General features: G+C 44.3%; 9 protein-coding genes. 8 read left to right on the top strand and 1 reads right to left on the bottom strand.

All coding sequences use genetic code 11. The features are described from left to right. The first annotated feature begins 493 nt into the window (after positions 1-493). The 3 genes from mobA (at position 494) to mobC (ending at position 4,390) form a co-directional block, all read left to right on the top strand. A complete protein-coding gene (gene mobA, locus BLV62_RS19890; RefSeq protein ID WP_089763728.1) occupies positions 494-931 on the top strand; it encodes a conjugal transfer protein MobA in 438 nt (145 codons plus the stop codon). A gap of 1 nt (position 932) precedes the next feature. Beyond that, entirely contained in the window at positions 933-2,231 is a 1,299-nt protein-coding gene (gene mobB, locus BLV62_RS19895) for a conjugal transfer protein MobB (protein WP_026773221.1), read from the top strand. A 155-nt stretch (positions 2,232-2,386) separates the two neighbouring features. Next, positions 2,387-4,390 (top strand): conjugal transfer protein MobC, encoded by a 2,004-nt coding sequence (gene mobC / locus BLV62_RS19900; RefSeq protein WP_026773222.1) that lies wholly within the window; start codon positions 2,387-2,389, stop codon positions 4,388-4,390. A gap of 119 nt (positions 4,391-4,509) precedes the next feature. Here mobC and BLV62_RS19905 read toward each other — a convergent pair whose 3' ends face one another. Then, entirely contained in the window at positions 4,510-5,706 is a 1,197-nt protein-coding gene (locus BLV62_RS19905; RefSeq protein WP_089763702.1) for an IS256 family transposase, read from the bottom strand. Positions 5,707-5,806: 100 nt separating this feature from the next. On the opposite strand from BLV62_RS19905, the gene BLV62_RS19910 reads away from it, so the two are divergent. The 5 genes from BLV62_RS19910 (at position 5,807) to BLV62_RS19930 (ending at position 13,226) form a co-directional block, all read left to right on the top strand. Then, positions 5,807-6,193, top strand: a complete 387-nt coding sequence (locus BLV62_RS19910) for a hypothetical protein (protein ID WP_051347776.1) — start codon at positions 5,807-5,809, stop codon at positions 6,191-6,193. A gap of 317 nt (positions 6,194-6,510) precedes the next feature. Next, positions 6,511-10,854, top strand: coding sequence for a CusA/CzcA family heavy metal efflux RND transporter (locus tag BLV62_RS19915; protein WP_026773224.1), 4,344 nt, complete (start codon positions 6,511-6,513; stop codon positions 10,852-10,854). Positions 10,855-10,867: 13 nt separating this feature from the next. After that, positions 10,868-12,004, top strand: a complete 1,137-nt coding sequence (locus BLV62_RS19920; protein WP_026773225.1) for an efflux RND transporter periplasmic adaptor subunit — start codon at positions 10,868-10,870, stop codon at positions 12,002-12,004. Between the two features lie 67 nt (positions 12,005-12,071). Continuing rightward, entirely contained in the window at positions 12,072-12,755 is a 684-nt protein-coding gene (locus BLV62_RS19925) for a phosphatase PAP2 family protein (RefSeq protein WP_225889595.1), read from the top strand. A gap of 3 nt (positions 12,756-12,758) precedes the next feature. After that, entirely contained in the window at positions 12,759-13,226 is a 468-nt protein-coding gene (locus tag BLV62_RS19930; protein ID WP_051347777.1) for a heme-binding domain-containing protein, read from the top strand. Positions 13,227-13,243 lie beyond the last annotated feature (17 nt).

Here is a 13,243-nt window from a genome sequence, read left to right on the forward strand (position 1 = left end):
ATTGCATTTTATACAGACTTGCCCACTTGCATACAGCATTATTTACCTGATTGCCTGCCTGTGTATTTGCGTAGCTACGCAGCTACGTTGTTACATACTTACACAGGCAATCGCAAATGCCTACACAAAGAAATGCAGAGATATACCTGCTTTATTAAACCTGTCCTGTATTGGCGTTCTGTGGCGGTGTTTGGCAGAGTTTCACACTGCAATGCTTCGAGAAAGCTGCGCTTATTTTGTATTGGCTTCAATACAAAGAGTGAATGGAGAAATCATTTCAGATAAAAGGCAACAGGTGGAACGGCTACAAGCCGTTTTTTTCTGCTTTATCTAATCCGTCCCGCAGGGCGGATTTTCCTTTCACCCGAAAGGAGCAAGTTATGTTTTTAGCTGCTCGAAATAAATTCCGCATCTAAAAACAACTTGCCCTTAGCAGGGGGCTGGAAAACGCACTCCGAAGTCGTGGTTTATGGTAATTATAATGGATAGAGATATGGAAGACAACAAAAGAAATCAAATAAGCAAGGTAGGTCGCAAACCTAAGAAAGACCCTGCGAGACACCGTTATTCGATTAGTCTGAACGACATGGAAAATGCACAGTTCCTTACGTTGTTTGAGCAATCAGGTATGAAAGTAATGGCGCATTTTATTACCGCCTGCATCTTTCAGAAGACAGTAAAGACCGTAAAAATTGATATGGATGCCGTGGATTTTCATACAAGGCTCACCAATTTTTACAGCCAGTTCAGAGCCGTTGGTGTGAACTATAATCAAATCGTGAAGATACTGTACCGCAATTTCTCGGAAAAAAAGGCATCGGCGTACCTCTTTAAGTTGGAGAAACAAACCGCAGAAATGGCTTCTTTGTGCCGCCAAGTGATTGAGCTAACAGCCGAATTTGAAAAAACGCACCTGCAAAAAGACAAATAAGATGATAGCGAAGATTGGTAAAGGCGAGAATTTGTACGGTGCTATTTCCTATAATCAGAAAAAGATTGACAGCGAAAACGGGCAGGTCTTGTTATTGAACAAGATACCCGAAACGCTGGATAATACCTATTCAGCCAGTTATCTACACCAGCGTTTTGAGCCTTATTTATCTACCAATATCCGAACGGAGAAACCAGTGCGCCATATATCGCTGAACCCAGATCCTGCGGATAAGGTCAGCGATGCGCAGTTTATAGAAATGGCACAGGAATACATGGAGCGTATGGGATACGGCAACCAACCCTATATAGTATATAAGCATAACGATATTGAGCGTACCCATATCCATATCGTAACGGTTTGTGTAGGCATAGACGGTAAGAAGATAAGCGACAGTTACGACCACCCGCAGTCAATGGCAATTTGCAGGGATTTAGAACAGAAGTACAACCTGATGCCCGCCACCGAAAAGCAGCGCACCGGAAACGAACAGGCATTCCGTCCGGTGGATTACAGAGCTGGGGACGTTAAGAGTCAAATTGCATCGGTCGTAAGATACCTGCCGAAGTATTACCAATACCAAAGCATCGGGGCTTACAATGCTTTGCTTTCCCTGTTTAATATTACGGCAGAGGAAGTAAAAGGCGAACTGCACGGGCAACCCAAAAACGGGCTGGTGTATTTCGCCCTGAATGAGCAGAAAGAAAAAGCCAGCAATCCATTTAAGGCATCCCTTTTCGGCAAACACGCAGGATTGGACGAACTGCAAAACCATTTCAAACAGGCTAAGGAAAAAATGAAAGGCGACCCTGCAAGAGCCATCCTCAAAAACACCATTGAGGCAGCGATGCACACCGCTACCAATGAAGCTGATTTTAAAAAGCAACTGACGGAGCAGGGCATCAATACCGTAGTACGCCGCAATGACGAGGGGCGCATTTACGGCATGACCTTTATTGACCACGAAAGCCGTACCGTTTGGAACGGTTCAGCTTTGGACAAAAACCTATCTGCGAATGTATTTAATGATTGGTGGAAAGATGCAGCAGTGGAACAACGCCAAACCATAGAGCAGAACAGCACCACCGATTTACCAGCAGCAGGCAAAAACAATGCTGATGAAAAAGAAGAAACGCACGGGCTTTTTGACTTCCTGAATAAAGAGCAGCCGACCGATGATTTCGGATTGATAGACGGATTGGGCGGGTTGCTGCCGGAAGCGCAGGGCGAGGATTACGAGGAACACGCGTTTGCCAACCGTATGAAGAAAAAGAAGAAAAGACGAGGGAGACAACAATAATATTTCATTTGACCATCAAAGACCAGGATTAACATCTTGGTCTTTGTTGATTTCACAATTAATGCCAAATAGTGCCACTAAAAGCCATCTTACACCGCTTTCCATAAGCACATCCCCATAGCGGCTACACTTGCATCAAAACAAATTTTTGAACTATGCAAGGAGAAGACGATTTAAGAGGGCTTGCCAAAATAATGGCATTTATGAGAGCAGTAAGCATCATTATGGTGCTGATGCACTTCTATTGGTTTTGCTTCGGGTTCTTTGCCCAACGTGGCTGGACACTCGAAATTATAGCCAAGATACTGACCAATTTCAACCGTACCGCAGGGCTGTTTTCAAACACACTGTACACCAAGATTTTTGCTTTAATACTGTTAGCACTAAGCTGTTTGGGAACTAAGGGCGTAAAGAATGAAAAGATAACATGGCGCAAGATTTACATTGCTTTAGCTATCGGCTTTGTCCTGTTCTTCCTGAACACACCGCTTTTAAAGCTGTCCGCAGGTATGACTACTTCGCTTTATATCCTGACAACTTCGTTGGGCTATATCGCTTTAATGATGGCGGGTGTATGGATGAGCCGTTTGCTGCGCAACAACCTGATGGACGATGTTTTCAATAATGAGAACGAAAGTTTCCAACAGGAAACCAAGTTGATGGAAAACGAATACTCCGTCAATCTTCCTACGAAGTTCTACTATAAAGGAAAGTGGAATGACGGGTGGGTGAATGTAGTCAATCCTTTTCGAGCCTCGATTGTGTTGGGTACTCCGGGCAGTGGAAAATCGTATGCAATCGTAAACAACTACATCAAGCAACATATCGAGAAAGGGTTCAGCATGTATATCTACGATTTCAAGTTTGACGACCTTTCTATCATTGCCTACAACCATTTACTAAAGCACGCTAATAAATATAAAGTAAAGCCCAAGTTTTACGTCATCAACTTTGACGACCCACGCAAGAGCCACCGATGCAACCCGCTTAACCCCGACTTCATGACAGACATATCCGATGCTTACGAAGCGGCTTATACCATCATGCTGAACCTTAACAAAAGTTGGGTAACAAAGCAAGGGGATTTCTTTGTGGAAAGCCCAATTATTCTATTGGCAGCCATCATTTGGTATCTGAAAATCTATGAGAATGGCAAATATTGTACGTTCCCCCACGCCATAGAACTGCTGAACAAAAAATACGCACACGTATTCACCATATTGACTTCATACCCGGAACTGGAAAATTATTTGTCGCCGTTCATGGATGCGTGGCAAGGCGGAGCGCAAGACCAATTACAGGGACAAATCGCATCTGCTAAAATTCCTTTGTCAAGAATGATAAGCCCGCAACTGTATTGGGTGATGACGGGTGATGATTTTTCACTCGACATCAATAACCCAAAAGAGCCAAAGATTTTATGCGTGGGTAATAACCCCGACCGACAAAATATTTATTCCGCAGCTTTGGGTTTATACAATTCACGCATTGTAAAACTCATCAACAAAAAAGGGCAGTTAAAGAGTTCCGTTATGATAGATGAGCTGCCCACAATTTATTTTAGGGGACTGGACTCGCTCATCGCAACTGCGAGAAGTAATAAGGTGGCTGTCTGCTTAGGCTTTCAGGATTTTAGTCAATTAACCCGTGATTACGGCGACAAGGAAAGTAAGGTGATACAAAATACAGTGGGCAATATTTTCTCCGGTCAGGTAGTTGGCGAAACCTCCAAAAACCTTTCGGAGCGTTTCGGTAAGGTATTGCAGAAACGGCAGAGCATGACCATTAACCGCAATGATAAATCCACTTCCATTTCTACCCAAATGGATAGCCTCATACCAGCATCCAAAATCTCAACGCTTACACAGGGTATGTTTGTCGGTTCAGTATCGGACAACTTTGATGAGCGAATCGAGCAAAAAATTTTTCACGCTGAAATCGTAGTGGATAATGATAAGGTTGCCGCCGAAACCAAAACCTATAAAAAGATACCGCAGATATTATCCTTTGTAGATGAAAACGGAGCCGACAACATGAAGCAGGAAATAGAGGGTAATTACAAGCAAATAAAGCTGGACGTTGTAAATATTGTGGAGAGTGAAATGGAGCGTATTAAAAACGACCCTGATTTACAGCATTTGGTACAGCAGGAAAAGTAAGGCAGGTCTTTCTATCTTGAAGCAATCTAAATTACAGCGTTTTGTGGCTAAATTTCTCTTTTTTTGGGACTATTTCAGGAAGTGTGTAAGTTTAAAAATCGAGGCAAAACTAGGTAGGGCTATATTTTAACCCTCCCTTCGAAAATAGTTAAAAACTGATTAAGGATCATGCCCCAGTTTCTAATGGGCATGGTCCATTTTTTTGATGCTTCCCGTAAAGCCAGGTATACAGATTTCATCACCGCTTCATCGTTAGGGAAGGATAGCTTGTTTTTAGTGTATTTCCTGATCTTGCCATTCAAGTTTTCGATCAGGTTTGTGGTGTAAATTATCTGTCTGATTTCCAGTGGAAAATCGAAGAATACGGTCAGTTCTTCCCAGTTATCCCGCCAGCTTTTGATGGCATAGGCGTATTTGCCAGCCCATTTACTTTCCAGGATATCCAGCGCAGCAATGGCCGCCTGCCGGGTTGGGGCCGCATAAACCTCTTTCAAGTCGCTGGTAAATTGCTTCTTGTCCTTCCAGACAACATACCGGCAGCTGTTTCGTATCTGGTGTACAACGCAGATCTGGGTAGCCGCCAAGGGAAATACGGAGCGGATGGTCTGAGTAAATCCATTGAGGTTATCGGTGGCGCTGATCAGAATATCCTCCAGGCCTCGCGCCTTCATGTCAGTGAGCACAGTCATCCAGTAGGCCGCAGATTCATTTTTGCTAAGCCACATGCCTAATACTTCCTTGTAACCGTCTCTACGCAAGCCTACTGCTATGTAGATCGTCTTATTGGTTACTTTACTGTTCTCCCGAACCTTGAAGACAATCCCATCCATCCATACAATCAGGTATACAGGTTCCAAAGGGCGATTCTGCCAGGCTACAATATCTTCTGCAACCCGGGCCGTGATCCTGCTGATAGTAGGACCTGATACCTCAAACTTATAAACATCTTTTATCTGCTCTTCTATATCAGAAACGCTCATTCCTTTGGCGTACAGGGACACGATGACCTCTTCAAGCCCTTCCACCATGTTTTCTCGCTTGGGCACTATAATAGGGTTGAAACTCGCATCCCGATCCCTGGGAACCCTGATCTCGGCCTCTCCGTAGCTAGTCTTTACCTTCTTTTTCCCATAGCCATTACGGGCGTTGTCGCCTCCCGTTTGTTCATGTTTGTCGTAACCAAGGTGGCCGTCCAGCTCCCCTTCCAGCATCTTTTCGATGCCGCGTTTCTGTATCTGGGCAAGGAAATCATTCAATTCCTTACCAGTTTTGAATTGTTTCAGGAACTCATCTGTAATAATGTCTTCTGGTCTCATTTTGCTGTGTATGTTTTAAAATTAAAAAATCGAGGCGGAACCTCGATTTTTATCTTTACACAGTTTTTGAAATAGTGTCCTTTTTTTGTACTTTTGTAGAGTGAAAAAGATTATATCCATATTTTTCCTGACAATTTACCTGTTCTCTACAACGCAGGCAGTTGAATTGCTCAAATTGCCCGTGATTTTTCAGCATTACCATGAGCATAAGATGTTGGACAAGGATATGACTTTTTTGGCTTTTCTGGATATGCACTATATGCACGGTTCGCCCCACGATGCCGATTACGACAGGGATATGCAGTTACCTTTTAAAACCTGTGCTCATCCAATAATCGCTATTGCCAGTTATGTAGCACCTGTACCTATTTCCATAGCTGTACCAAAGGTTTTTTACGTTGAAAAGAAGCAACACCTGATTTACAACACCATAGGTTATTCTTTCAACTACCATTCTTCTGTCTGGCAGCCTCCCAGAGCTTGTTAAAATTTCACTGAAAGAGAAATTCCGTTTCCATTCCCGATGCTGTACATCGGGCAGTTATGTTATTGGACAATATTTCTGGTAAGGGATATAGTGCAATAGCTGTATGACTGCTGTATCGCCAACGTAATGTTTTTCCCGTTTGCCGAGCTGCTCCGTTTGCAAAAAATGTCCTCTTATGGACAATCACAATGGAGTGCCCCGAACGATAAAGACAGGCGTATGTTCGACCATTGTGGTTGTGGTTGCGGCTGCCCCGTGCATTCGGCAGGGTATTGCATTCTCTTTCCTTTTTCCCATTTAACAAGTAAAAGATTATTATGCTGAATAAAATCATTGAGTTCTCTATCAAGAACAAACTCATTATAGGGCTGTTTATGCTTGCCCTTATCGGTTACGGCGTTTATGAAGTACGACGTCTGCCCATTGATGCTGTACCTGACATTACCAACAATCAGGTGCAGGTCATTACCACCGCTCCGGCACTCGGTGCCCCTGATGTGGAACGTTTGATTACGTTCCCTATTGAACAGGTTAACAATAATATCCCCGGTCTGCTTGAACTCCGCAGCTTTTCCCGTTTCGGGCTATCGGTGGTTACGATAGTATTTGATGACAACACTGATATTTACTGGGCAAGGCAACAGGTTGCGGAACGATTGCAACAAGCGCAGGAACAGATACCGAAAGGATTTGGGACACCTGTACTTGCTCCTGTTACAACAGGATTAGGCGAAATCTACCAATACTCTGTCCGTCCCAAAAAAGGCTATGAAAATAAATACAACGCTATGGAGCTGCGCACCATTCAGGACTGGATAGTCCGCAGGCAACTATTGGGTGTGAAAGGCGTAGCCGAAGTAAGCAGCTTTGGCGGCTTGCTCAAACAATATGAGATTGCCGTAACGCCGGAAAAGCTGATGGCTTACAACATTACCATTGGCGATGTATTCAGCGCACTCGAAAAAAACAACCAAAATACGGGTGGTGCGTATATAGAAAAAGGGCCCACAATTTTGTTTATCCGAAGCGAGGGGCTGGTGGGCAGTATGGACGACATTCAGAACATCGTTGTCAAAAACCTGCCCGATGGCACACCGCTTTTAATCCGTGACATTGCGGAAGTCCACTTTGGGAACGCACCGCGCTACGGGGCAATGACCTACAACGGTCAGCAACAGGTTTCGGGGGCGGTAGTGATGATGCTGAAAGGCGCAAACAGTAATGAAGTCATCAAAAACATCAAACAGCGAATTGCGCAGATAGAAAAAACGCTGCCCGAAGGAGTTACGATAGACCCGTTCCTCGACCGTACCAAAATGGTAAACAATGCCATCAGCACCGTTACCAGAAACCTGATGGAAGGTGCCCTGATTGTGATTTTTGTGTTGGTATTGTTTCTTGGCAACCTACGGGCAGGGCTGCTGGTAGCCTCGGTTATCCCTCTGTCCATGCTATTTGCCATTATCCTGATGAACACCTTTGGCGTGAGTGGCAACCTGATGAGTTTAGGAGCATTGGACTTTGGTCTGATTGTAGACGGTGCAGTCATTATCGTGGAAGCGGTTATGCACAAGTTGTCGCATAGCAGGCGGTTCAGGAGTATCGACAACCTTTCCCAGCCCGAAATGGACAAAGAGGTACAGGTCTCTGCATCTGGAATGATGAATAGTGCGGTTTTCGGGCAAATCATCATCCTGATAGTTTACCTGCCCATTTTTACACTGGAGGGCATCGAGGGTAAAATGTTCAAGCCAATGGCACAGACCGTAGCCTTTGCCCTGCTCGGTGCATTCATCCTTTCGCTCACTTATATACCGATGATGAGTACCTTGTTTTTGAGTAAGAAAATTACGCACAAACAAACGTTTTCGGACAGCATGATGGGGCGTTTGGAGCGTTTTTTCCAAAAATACCTGACCAAACTTTTGCGTTATCAAAAAGCGGTTCTTGCAACCGTGTTGGGCTTGTTTGTGGCGGCGGTTTTTGTGCTGACTACACTCGGTGGCGAATTTATTCCGTCATTGCCTGAAGGCGATTTTGCCATAGATACAAGGGTGTTGCCGGGCAGCAACCTGAATACATCCATTGACGCAGTTTCAAAGGCATCTAAAATCCTCCTCAAAAAATTTCCCGAAGTGGAAAAGGTGGTGGGCAAGACCGGGAGCAGCGAAGTGCCTACAGACCCAATGGCAGTGGACGCCTCGGACATGATGGTTATCCTGAAATCTCGCAGCGAATGGACATCAGCAAAAACTTATCCCGAATTGGAAGCCAAAATGTCAAAAGCGTTAGAAGATGTTCCGGGGGTATCGTTCGGCTTCCAATATCCCGTGGCGATGCGTTTCAACGAACTGATTTCGGGGGCAAGACAGGATGTTGTTTGTAAAATTTTCGGTGAAAATTTAGATACATTGGCAAGCTATGCCAACAAGTTGGGAAAAATCTGTAACACGGTAAAAGGTAGCGAAGCCTTGTATGTGGAAGCTGTAACCGGTATGCCACAGATTGTGGTCAAATACAACCGCGCCGCCATTGCCCAATATGGTATGAACATCAGCGACATCAACCGTGTGGTCAATGCCGCATTTGCGGGCGAAAGCAGCGGTATGGTGTATGAGGGCGAAAAGCGGTTTGACCTCGTGGTGCGGCTTACAGGAGACAAAAGGAAGAAGCTGGAAGATGTACAGCACCTTTTGGTAGCAACGCCGCAGGGTACGCAAATTCCTTTAAGCACCGTGGCAAGCGTGGATATAGAAGAAGGGTTGAACCAGATACAGCGTGAAAATTCGCAACGGCGGATTATTGTGGGCTTCAACGTCCGTGGCAGGGACATCCAAAGCACTGTTCATGAATTGCAGCAGAAAGTGCAGCAGCAGATAAAACTGCCACCGGGTTATTACATCACTTACGGTGGTGCTTTTGAAAATCTGGAAGCTGCCAAACAGCGTTTGTATGTGGCGGTTCCGGTTTCGCTGGTACTGATTTTCCTACTCCTGTTCTTTGCATTCCGTTCTGTTAAGCAAGGCTTGCTCATCTACACGTCCATACCGCTTTCCGCCATTGGTGGCATTTTTGCCTTGGCGATAAGAGGTATTTCGTTCAGCGTGAGTGCGGGTATCGGTTTTATCGCCCTGTTCGGTGTAGCCGTGCTGAACGGCATCGTACTGTTGGGCGAATTTAACCGTCTGAAGAAAGAGGGATATACCGATTTGAAACGCATTGTCATTATGGGAACCAAAACCCGTTTGCGCCCTGTGCTGATGACGGCTTTTGTGGCTTCTTTGGGATTTTTACCGATGGCACTAAGCCACGGAGAAGGTGCAGAAGTGCAAAGGCCATTGGCAACGGTGGTGATTGGAGGCTTACTGATTGCCACATTCCTGACGCTTTTTGTACTGCCCATCTTGTATATGATGTTCAATAAAGGTGTTTCCATTTCTAAAAAAGCAATAGGTATTGTTTCCGTACTGTTGTTGTTAATGGCAACAAATTCAAATGCCCAAATCCCAATAACATTACAGCAGGCAATTGACACCGCTTTGACGAATAACCGTTCTGTAAAAAACGAACGGCTGAAAACCGAATACCGTCAGAAGCTTATTCAGTCAGGAACAAGCATCCCGGCAACGCAGGTTTTCGGCGAGTATGGACAAATCAACAGTTTTTACAAAGACACAAGGCTGGGCATTTCGCAGACCATCAATTTCCCGACTGTTTATAAACGGCAAAAGGAACTGCTGAACGAGGAATGGAAAAGCAGCGTGCTGAACGTGGGCGTACAGGAAGCGCAGCTTAAAAAGCAGGTAGCACAGGTATTTTACACGCTCGTGTACCTGCAACAGAAAAAAGCGTTGCTGCAAAAGAATGATACTCTTTTTGCAGAATTTCTCGACAAAGCCACACTTCGTTTCAACAAGGGCGAGAGCAACGTACTCGAAAAGACCACCGCCGAAAACCAGCGTGGACAAATCAAGTTGCAGCTCTCCCAACTGGAAAAAGATGAGGAAGTCTTGCAGTTACAGTTCCGGTTGCTGCTGAACACCGAAACGGTTTTTGTCCCGTCCGAAAATGCAATATTGGAAAACAATATTTCAGGTATAGATACTGCGGCACTGGCTGCACATCCCGCCATGCAGTTTTTGAAGCAGCAACAGCAAATTGCGCAAGCTACCACAAAAATGGAACGTTCCAAATTGTCGCCTGACATAACATTGGGCTACAACATTGCCGGAATGAAAGGAATGGGTGCAGACGACAAGATTTATAACAGTACCCCCCGTTTTCAGGCAGTGCAAATTGGACTGGGTATTCCAATTTTTACAGGTAGTCAGAAAGCAAAAATCAATGCGGCAAAAATCAATGAAGAAATAGCTTCAAAAGATTATGACCTCAACCTGAAAAATTTTGAAATCGCTTTTGCCTCGGCTTTGAAACAGTATCAGAAATATCAGGAAACGGTCGCTTATTTTGAGAACACCGCATTGAAAAATGCCGAAACCATTACCACTACCGCTAACAAGCAGTTTCTGAACGGCGACATCAATTATCTGGAATGGGCGTTGCTTATAGGTCAGTCGGTCAGCATCAAAAGTGATTACATTGAAGCGGTAAAAAGCAGGAACAATGCCATTGCCGACCTTAATTTTTACCTCAATAAATAATAACAGTAAATCAATGAAAAAATTAATTGTCCTTATAAATGCGTTGGTGCTGCTTGCCTCTTGCGGCAACAAGAAAAACAATGAACAGCAGGAGCAGCAGCCTGTCAACAAAGTGGAAAATGTGGTTGCCCTTACCGATGCCCAATATAAAAACGCAGGTGTAGAAACAGGCAACATCGAAAACAAAACTATTTCATCGGTACTGAAACTAAACGGAAAGATAGATGTGCCACCACAAAACATGGTGTCTGTCAGCGTTCCTTTGGGTGGCTATTTAAAGTCCACCAGACTGTTGCCCGGCTTACACGTAAGCAAGGGTGAAGTGTTGGCTGTAATGGAAGACCCACAGTATATACAGTTGCAGCAGGACTACCTTACCGCCAAGGCGCAGCTTTCGTTTAACGAAAGTGAATACAAAAGGCAAAAAGACTTGAACCAAAGCAAAGCTGCCAGCGACAAAGTATATGAACAGGCAAAGGCGACTTATCAAACACAATATGTACTGATAAAATCGCTGGAACAGAAGTTAAGGCTGATAGGCTTGAGCCCTGCCAATATAACCGCAGGCAATATTTCAAAAAGCATCAACATCTATTCGCCCATCTCCGGTTTTGTATCGTCGGTAAACGTCAACATCGGCAAATATGTCAATCCGAGCGATGTGCTGTTTGAGTTGGTCAATCCGAACGACATTCATCTGGCATTAACGGTTTTTGACAAAGACCTGAACAAGCTGGCAGTAGGACAGCATTTATTGGCTTATACCAATACGCATCCCGAAAAGAAATACCCCTGCGAAGTTATTTTAATCAGTAAGAATCTTTCCGGCGACAATGCTGCCCAAGTCCATTGCCATTTTGAGCAGTACGACAAAAGTCTGCTGCCCGGAATGTTTATGAACGCAGACGTGGAAATTTCGGGAGCTAATACCGCTGTACTGCCCGATGATGCCATTGTTCGTTTTGAGAACAAGAACTATGCTTTCGTGCAGAAAGGGAACAGGCAGTTTGAAATGACCGAAGTGCAAATTGGAAATTCCGAAAACGGTTTTACGGAAATCATTGACGGGGCAAAACACGACGGACAGATGTTTGCTACCAAAGGAGCTTATAATCTTTTAATGGTTTTGAAAAATACAGCAGATGATTAGTATGAAACCTGTATTGCTATTTATAATCTTAACGCTTTCGTTGGGCTTAAAAGCCCAAACAGGAAGTATGGATACGTTGAGCCTTAATGACAACGCCTATAAATTTTCGGTAAAGAAGCTGATAGTTCCTTCTGCGCTGGTTTCTTATGGCGTGTTGAGCCTGACGGTGGACGGTCTGAAAACTCTAAACAAGTCCACCCGTCACGAAAGCAGCGAACACATTACGCCCGGAGCCAAAATTGACAATTATATGCAGTATGCACCAGCCGTAGCTGTCTATGGTCTTAACCTCGCAGGCGTAAAAGGAAAGCACAATTTTAAGGACAGAACTATTATTTATGCCACGTCCCAACTGGTTTCAGCAGCCCTCGTACTACCAACAAAACATTTGGTACACGAAGAACGCCCTGACGGTTCCAATAACTTGTCTTTCCCGTCAGGCCATACGGCTACGGCATTTTCATCTGCACAGTTTATGTTCCGGGAGTACAAGGATAGTAATTTCTGGTTAAGTATTTCGGGGTATCCCATTGCCGCAATGACTGGCATTTACAGGGTTTTCAACGACAAGCATTGGGTTGGCGACGTCGTTGCCGGAGCTGGGATAGGCATCCTCTCCACTGAAATTGCCTACTGGCTGTTTCCCGTTACCTCAAAATTGTTTGCTTCAAAAAAAGACAAAGGAGCATTTTCCTTAGTTCCTTTTTACCAGTCGAAAAATATAGGTCTAACAATTATTAAAACATTTTAAACAATGAAACAACAAAAAAAAATAACAATGAAGAAAGTCCTGTTTGTGCTTGTCGCCATTTTTGCGCTTATGCAACTGTACCACCCGGCAAAGAACATTTCCGGTGGAGTGTCAGCCAATGCGATTGAACGCCATTACAACGTACCGCAGAATGTTGGTACGTTGTTAAGAACCAGTTGCTACGACTGCCATTCCAATAATACCAAATATCCGTGGTACAATAACATTCAGCCGGTAGCTCTTTGGCTTAACAGCCACATCAATGATGGAAAAAGGCATTTGAATTTTGATGAGTTCTACACTTATCCTGCGGAAAAGAAAATCAAAAAATTACAGGAGATAGCAAAGACCGTTGAAAAAGACGAGATGCCTTTGTCTTCCTATACCTTAATCCACGGCGATGCCCGGCTTAGTACAGAAAACAAAAAGGTACTGATAGACTGGGCTACCGCCTTGTCCAAAGCACAATAACAAATTAATTAACTAAA

Origin of the sequence: Chitinophaga terrae (ex Kim and Jung 2007) (assembly GCF_900107795.1) — a bacterium.
GTDB classification, from domain to species: domain Bacteria; phylum Bacteroidota; class Bacteroidia; order Chitinophagales; family Chitinophagaceae; genus Chitinophaga; species Chitinophaga terrae.

Coding starts and splice junctions, on each gene's coding strand:
- mobA (WP_089763728.1), top strand. CDS start 494: ATGGAAGACAACAAAAGAAATCAAATAAGCAAGGTAGGTCGCAAACCT.
- mobB (WP_026773221.1), top strand. CDS start 933: ATGATAGCGAAGATTGGTAAAGGCGAGAATTTGTACGGTGCTATTTCC.
- mobC (WP_026773222.1), top strand. CDS start 2,387: ATGCAAGGAGAAGACGATTTAAGAGGGCTTGCCAAAATAATGGCATTT.
- BLV62_RS19905 (WP_089763702.1), bottom strand. CDS start 5,706: ATGAGACCAGAAGACATTATTACAGATGAGTTCCTGAAACAATTCAAA.
- BLV62_RS19915 (WP_026773224.1), top strand. CDS start 6,511: ATGCTGAATAAAATCATTGAGTTCTCTATCAAGAACAAACTCATTATA.
- BLV62_RS19920 (WP_026773225.1), top strand. CDS start 10,868: ATGAAAAAATTAATTGTCCTTATAAATGCGTTGGTGCTGCTTGCCTCT.
- BLV62_RS19925 (WP_225889595.1), top strand. CDS start 12,072: ATGGATACGTTGAGCCTTAATGACAACGCCTATAAATTTTCGGTAAAG.
- BLV62_RS19930 (WP_051347777.1), top strand. CDS start 12,759: ATGAAACAACAAAAAAAAATAACAATGAAGAAAGTCCTGTTTGTGCTT.